Annotated in this window: 10 protein-coding genes; 2 read left to right on the top strand and 8 right to left on the bottom strand. The window is 50.6% G+C overall.

The genetic code is table 11. The features are described 5' to 3' along the window. Positions 1-69: 69 nt before the first annotated feature. Positions 70-540 (bottom strand): GNAT family N-acetyltransferase, encoded by a 471-nt coding sequence (locus BF12_RS0117125; protein ID WP_051511131.1) that lies wholly within the window; start codon positions 538-540, stop codon positions 70-72. Between the two features lie 298 nt (positions 541-838). Here BF12_RS0117125 and BF12_RS22535 point away from each other — a divergent pair, with 298 nt between their 5' ends. Both BF12_RS22535 and BF12_RS0117110 read left to right on the top strand, forming a co-directional pair. Further along, positions 839-994 carry a hypothetical protein gene (locus BF12_RS22535; protein ID WP_211242489.1) on the top strand — a complete coding sequence of 52 codons (156 nt, stop codon included), beginning with the start codon at positions 839-841 and terminating at the stop codon, positions 992-994. 246 nt (positions 995-1,240) lie between these two features. Then, complete coding sequence (locus tag BF12_RS0117110) at positions 1,241-1,864, top strand: hypothetical protein (protein ID WP_024953330.1); 624 nt, start codon at positions 1,241-1,243, stop codon at positions 1,862-1,864. Between the two features lie 16 nt (positions 1,865-1,880). Here BF12_RS0117110 and sodX read toward each other — a convergent pair whose 3' ends face one another. The 7 genes from sodX to BF12_RS22140 all read right to left on the bottom strand — a co-directional run. Next, complete coding sequence (gene sodX / locus BF12_RS0117105) at positions 1,881-2,168, bottom strand: nickel-type superoxide dismutase maturation protease (protein WP_024953329.1); 288 nt, start codon at positions 2,166-2,168, stop codon at positions 1,881-1,883. 58 nt (positions 2,169-2,226) lie between these two features. Then, positions 2,227-2,727, bottom strand: coding sequence for a superoxide dismutase, Ni (gene sodN, locus BF12_RS0117100; protein WP_024953328.1), 501 nt, complete (start codon positions 2,725-2,727; stop codon positions 2,227-2,229). Continuing rightward, complete coding sequence (locus BF12_RS0117095; RefSeq protein ID WP_024953327.1) at positions 2,724-2,939, bottom strand: hypothetical protein; 216 nt, start codon at positions 2,937-2,939, stop codon at positions 2,724-2,726. The genes sodN and BF12_RS0117095 overlap by 4 nt, the downstream gene beginning before the upstream one ends. Positions 2,940-2,964: 25 nt before the next feature. Continuing rightward, positions 2,965-3,369: a DUF2753 family protein gene (locus BF12_RS21365; RefSeq protein ID WP_024953326.1), complete on the bottom strand. Its 405-nt coding sequence runs from the start codon at positions 3,367-3,369 to the stop codon at positions 2,965-2,967. Between the two features lie 217 nt (positions 3,370-3,586). Then, complete coding sequence (locus BF12_RS0117085; RefSeq protein WP_156941214.1) at positions 3,587-4,237, bottom strand: GNAT family N-acetyltransferase; 651 nt, start codon at positions 4,235-4,237, stop codon at positions 3,587-3,589. Between the two features lie 401 nt (positions 4,238-4,638). Continuing rightward, the gene (locus BF12_RS0117080) at positions 4,639-5,679 is read right to left on the bottom strand and encodes a type II asparaginase (protein WP_024953324.1); all 1,041 of its coding nucleotides are present in this window, start codon (positions 5,677-5,679) and stop codon (positions 4,639-4,641) included. Next, positions 5,574-5,881 (bottom strand): integrase core domain-containing protein (locus tag BF12_RS22140; RefSeq protein WP_035160534.1); only part of this gene is annotated, 308 nt, incomplete at its 5' end. The genes BF12_RS0117080 and BF12_RS22140, both read right to left, overlap by 106 nt.

Below are 5,881 nucleotides of genomic sequence, written 5' to 3'. Positions count from 1 at the left end.
CGTGTTCTGGCAGGAACATCATGATTCTACAAGAGAAAACCACTCGCCACCTTCGTTTTCAGGTCGGCCTCATGAATAAGCCGGGGTGAAGCCAACTCGCTCGTAGAATCTCAGTGCTTTTTCATTATCTGCAAGTAACCATAGACTGGCTGAGGTATAACCTTTGGCGATTATTTCCTGCTGAGCACTGACCCACAGAGAATGGCCTATCCCCATGGACCATGATTCAGGCGCAACATAAATCGCCCAGATTTCAGATCGATCGATGGAAGCATCTTTATCTCTTGAGGCTCCAAAGGCGACAAATCCAGTAATCTGTTCAGCAATGCGGGCGACCAGCAACTGAGCTGATTGCTGCTTAATCATACGACGCCACATTATCTCACGGTCTGATACGGATAAAGAATTGAGATAGCACTCTGGGAGCATGCCGCGGTATGCATGTTGCCATGTCTTGACGTGTAGTATGGCAACTTCAAAGCAATCATTTATTGTGGCGCTCTGGATTTTTATAGGCGTTGTCTTGTTGTTGATACACATAGGATATCTCTGCGCTTCAATAAGGAATCTTGTGTTAGCTTGTTGAGCTACGAATATAGTTTTATCGCTATGAGTCGACGATCTCATGTTCTTGAATATGATTGAACCTCATGCAATCGATAGCCAAGCCGAGATGACTAGATCAAGCTACCATGGCGCAAGGCAAGGACATAGGCCTTTCGTGGATCAGTGACTCGTTGATCAAGTCGTGGTGAATTACGGTTCCCGTCCGATGGAAGATCTCTACTTCGAACTTAAACCCCACTCACACAATGGCAGGGCAGTGGAATAAGACACCTTGATCGAAGGAATCGCCCAGCCCGCAGACGGCCCAAGCCCTGAGCACACCGAGCGCGCAGCAGAGGGCAAGTTCCAGCTCTACCGCATCGGCGACGCGACCCGCAATACCCATGCAGCGATCTATGACGCGCTGAGGCTGATGAAGATGGTGTGAGTCCCGGCTAAAATTTCAATGCACTAGGTCAAAAGGTGCTTGTTTATGACTACTCTTAGACTTTTACTGGTATGGTTAAGACTATGAGGTTTGTGAAGTCTATGATAAGCTTTATCTTGTATAAGGCAAGCGATAAGGTAATAGTAATATACTTATTTTTGGCTCAAATTTTTAACGTTTTGGCTTGTACGGTGTTGCTGCTTTTTATATTTTAATTTAAGTGTTTGTTTATTCGAGGATGCTACCGTGACCAATCTATATTACTTGCATGAATGGTTATCGGGTTTTATCTCGAGTGTAAAGGTAGACTTATTTTGGACAATAGCTTCGGGCTTTCTGCTATTCTTACTAAAGCAATATTTAGATTACAGGAACGATATTGCTGTCAGGAAGAGAAAAATTAGTGCATGTAAGCTGTTGATACTTAATGAGTCACAGGCAAACTTAGACTCACTGACTAGCATGCTTTCAATGTTAAATGAAATTGAAGCGCTTGAGAAAGAGGAAGGTGAAGCGAATTTCTCGCTCTCGATTAGAGAGATGGGTAATGAATATTTAGTTGGTGAGTTAGACGATAAACTGCATATCTGTCGACCGATTCCTCATAGTTCTAATGATGTATATCATAAAGTGGTGCTGGATGTGGCTGAATTAAGCAAACCATTATTTTTATCAGTTCAGAATGGATATGAAGGTTTTTCAATGCTCAAGCATATACACTCGGGGCTGATCAAAGGACTGCAAGCAAAACAAAATAATGAACCTTTTTCCCACAATATTGCTAGAAGCGGGTTTGTGGAATATGCAAAAAATGAACTAGGTAGAGCTGAAGCCAAGATAGTAGCTTTAGTGAAATATTGCGAGGATTAAGCTTTTTATGATGATTTTATAAGGTTGTCTTGAATATTATTCGGCCATCCACGTATGTATTAAATATTGCTCCCATCTTCTCAGAAGACGTACTGTCCGGATGGGTACCTTCCAGCCATAGCATGCCATCTGGTTGTATCTCACGGATGCGCTTGATGATGCGGCCATAGTGGGGGTGCCGTGCCACCACGATATCCCCGACGCGATAGCGCGATCTCCAGCGTTTCAGCGTGACGACATAATCTCCCGGCGCAAGGCCGGGAGACATGCTGAGTCCATTGACGCGATAGAGTCCGAAGGGCATCCGTTCACTCTTGATCAATTCACTCTTCATCAGTTCTTTGGCGCATCATGTCGCTGAATCAGTCCAGCTTCGGATAGACGACAGTTTCAGACGGCGGATACGGGCAGGTGGCGGTAAAGGTGGTGAGTCCCTTGGTATCCCAGAACGCCGCGGCGAATTCATTGATGAGGGTCAGCAGTTTCTCGCCCTTGTCCCGCTCGATGCCCTGTTTGCAGGCAGAGCCGGCCAGCATGATGCTGTGGACCAGTGCATCGATGTCCGGATAGGCGTCACGCTGAGGCTGCTTGATGTAGTCGCCCCAGATGATGCGGATCTCATGCTTGGCTTTCTCGGCGTGGCTTTCCTTCTGCTCCACCAGACGGGCGAGCAAGGCCTGGTCTGCCAGCGTCAGGCTGTCCTTCTGGCCCAGCTCATTGATGAGGTCCATGAAGCGGATCACACTGAGGGCGGCGATCTGAGCAGCGGACGGGTCATAGATCTTGCAGGGGATATCACAATGCGCGGAGGCCGCAGGGAGTGAGACCAGGCGGTCAACGGTGCGGAGCAGGGCATACATCATAACTGACGATCCTTTTGTTCACTGCGTTGACGCTTCAGTCTGGCTTGACGCATGACATAGAAAGCAGTTCCCACGACTGCCGCGATTGATCCATAGAACAAGGTATGGGTAAGAGGGCTGGTCCAGCTACTGTGATCATGTCCCGGATGAGCTTGAGCAGTATTGGCAATGGCCAATATCAATAGGCTACTAATGCTGAGCGCTTTCTTCATGCCTTGCCTCCTGTTGCGGTGCAGGTTAGTAATCAGCTTTGGTATTGCGTGCTTGACTGACACGCTGGGTAGAGACACCCAGCCATTGAACAGTGTTCATGATGTCGAGACGGGCTTGTCCCGACCCACGCAGTAACGCTTGCTGTCGTTCGTATGAAAGATCTGGCAATGCAAGCGCGTGAGAGAGGCGAGCGTGCACTGTTTGCAGTGCCTCCAAGGCTTGCTGGTGGTGGCCTTGAGCGCGATAGAGATCCGCCAGATTCTGATAGCTCACCACCAGTGCCACTACCGCTCCTTCAGGGTCTTTCCAGGGCTCAAGCAGAGTGTCAGCGCGTAGGCACGCGCTCAGATAGTGGTGCTCAGCGATGTGGTACTGGCCTTTATCAAATAGGGCATTTCCCGCTGTCGTCTCGAACTTCCACTGATCCATGGGTCACTCCTTGTAAGCGCTGTACAGATGCAGATCTACATGATTTTGATAATCATTATCATTTGATGATGATCTATCCCATGAAATATTTCAAGGGGAAAGTGGGGTAAGACGGAAGAGGTTTACCAGGGGCTCTTTTGACACCGCCAGGTTTTGTACATGACGAGCGGGGCGACCTATCACATTGACATTTTGCCCCTTGTGCTGGTGACAGGCATCACACCACTGATGGCGTGGGTAATGGGCTGGGCACCGGTGTCGTGCTCACTCTTTTCTGGGATGTCTTCATGATGGACTCCATGCTGGCGTACACCATATAAAGCTCGCCCATGTTCTCTTCTGTCTGCAAGGTCGACTCATGAATGGGGAGTAATCCGAAGCGCTTGAAGATCTTCATGTTGGAGCGCTTGCACAAGGCGAGGATGCCATCCCCCTTGTTGGCTTTGACATGTCTGGCTGCTGCCGCCATCAGCAGGTTGCCGTGGGCAAATCGTTTCGCACTAGGGTCTGTTACAAGGCGACTGAACTCGTAGATAGCTCCTTCGGGGATGCTGACCTTGTCGTTCTGATCAAACAGGGTTCTTGATTCAAGACCCCCAGGCGTCACTCTGATACATCCCATCAATGCATCACGCTGTGTATCCACCAGGCAGATATGCTGACTATTGCTATCGATGACATCGTCATGATTCTTGTGCTTCATCACGTATGCCTTGGCGGCCCCATGATGTTCATCACGCATCTTCAGAACGTCTTTGTAGAGAGGGTGGCTTCGACCGAAAAATGACACGGTCTTTCTATCTGACTGATTCGGAAATGATGACGAGAATTGCGTGATTACCGCTATGTCTGAATCACTATCTTTCATTGCCTGCCTTCCTCTGTGTCTGCGCTTGCCGATGGTTATGATTTTCATTCTCGATTGATGAGAATACTAATACTTTATTAGTAAATATGCATGTTTGTTACAGGTATCTGACGATAGTTGATGTAAGAAATTGACCAGAGATATGTAAGTGATTGACTATGATGATATTTATGCCAAGTCATTCGATGGGGTATGGCACGTCAATCTCAAAATATGACAGTACGTGCAAGTCTGGTGGGGGATATGAGGCTTTGAAAGTGGAGGATGCTGAGGAGCAATGTTAGTACGGGGCACGAGCCCATAGGCCATGCTGAACGCAAAAGGGGCTGCCATTGGCAGCCCCTTTTGCGTTTCCGGTGAGTTTCAAGCCAAGTCAGGCCATGAGATGTTTTGCTGTCTGCTTACTCGAAGTATCCACGCACTTTGTCCATGTCATCTGTCTCGGTCAGCACCAGTGAGAGCAGGATGCGGGCCTTCTGGGGATTCAGGGCGCCGCTGCCGATACCTTCTTCCTTGGCGCTGACGATGCCATTGCCGGTACGGGTGCTACGTACGACGGGGATACCATCTTCCACTGCCTGCTTGACCAGCGGCTTGAGGGTATCGGGGATGGAGCCATTGCCACTGCCGGCAATCACGATGCCTTTGGCACCATTGTCGAGCGCTGCGGTAAACAGTGCCGGGTCCATGTCCTGATGGGCGTAGACGATATCGACCTTCGGCAGGCCATCCAGAGAGGTCACATCAAAGTGCGGCTTGTCGGTCGGTGTTGCCGGTGTGTAGTAGAAGTGCGGCTTGCCGCTGACGAAGGCACCCAGATAGCCCTGCTCGGTGGCCTTGAAGGTATCCATCATGATGGCGTTGGTCTTGGTGGTGTAATACGCCGAACCGATTCGGTCGTTGAGTACGATCATGGCACCACGACCTTCCGCCCCATCATCGGCCGCCAGAGTGACCGCTTCCAGCAGGTTGAACGGGCCATCGGCACTGATGGCGGTGGCCGGGCGCATGGCACCGACCATCACGACAGGCTTGTCACTATTGACAGTGAGGTCGAGGAAAAAGCCTGTCTCTTCCAGGGTATCGGTGCCGTGAGTGATGACCACGCCATGCGTCGCATCCGTGGCCAATGCTTCATTGATGGCCTTGGACAGCTTGAGCAGGATTTCCTGATTGATGTTGCTGCTGCCGGTATTGGCGATCTGCTCGCCTGTCACGTCAGCGACATCGGCCAGTTCTGGGACGGCATCCAGCAGCGTTTGCACGCCCAGACTGCCGGAGGTGTAGTTGGTGGTATCCGTGGAGCGATGTCTGTCAAGCTTGTTGGAACCTGTAATCAGGCGGCTTCTAATCGCTGATCCTGTTGAACCAGCGGGTCTTCCTGGTCGGGGTTCAGCCAGACTGTCCGGCGCGGTGTCCAGTTGCGGGTGGCACTGCTCCACCGCCCGGGATGTTGCCGTTTCGCCTCGGCATAGATGGCGTCTCGCCTTGCCAGCACCTCGTTATCCAGGCCGGCATGCCGCTCCCCCGGGGTGACGAACCGTATGGCGCTGTGGCGGTGTTCGTGGTTGTACCACTGCACGAAGCGCGTCACCCACTGCTGCGCCGCTGACAGGTTCTCGTATCCGTCCATCGGGGTAGTCG

Source organism: Cobetia crustatorum (genome assembly GCF_000591415.1).
GTDB lineage: Bacteria > Pseudomonadota > Gammaproteobacteria > Pseudomonadales > Halomonadaceae > Cobetia > Cobetia crustatorum.
The sequence above is the reverse complement of the archived record's forward strand: the minus strand, read 5'-3'. Positions and strand labels throughout refer to the sequence as shown.

Bases quoted from the DNA above. Each gene is read 5' to 3' on its own strand.
- BF12_RS0117125 (WP_051511131.1), bottom strand. From the start codon at position 540: ATGTGTATCAACAACAAGACAACGCCTATAAAAATCCAGAGCGCCACA.
- sodX (WP_024953329.1), bottom strand. From the start codon at position 2,168: ATGCCCTTCGGACTCTATCGCGTCAATGGACTCAGCATGTCTCCCGGC.
- sodN (WP_024953328.1), bottom strand. From the start codon at position 2,727: ATGATGTATGCCCTGCTCCGCACCGTTGACCGCCTGGTCTCACTCCCT.
- BF12_RS0117095 (WP_024953327.1), bottom strand. From the start codon at position 2,939: ATGAAGAAAGCGCTCAGCATTAGTAGCCTATTGATATTGGCCATTGCC.
- BF12_RS21365 (WP_024953326.1), bottom strand. From the start codon at position 3,369: ATGGATCAGTGGAAGTTCGAGACGACAGCGGGAAATGCCCTATTTGAT.
- BF12_RS0117085 (WP_156941214.1), bottom strand. From the start codon at position 4,237: ATGAAAGATAGTGATTCAGACATAGCGGTAATCACGCAATTCTCGTCA.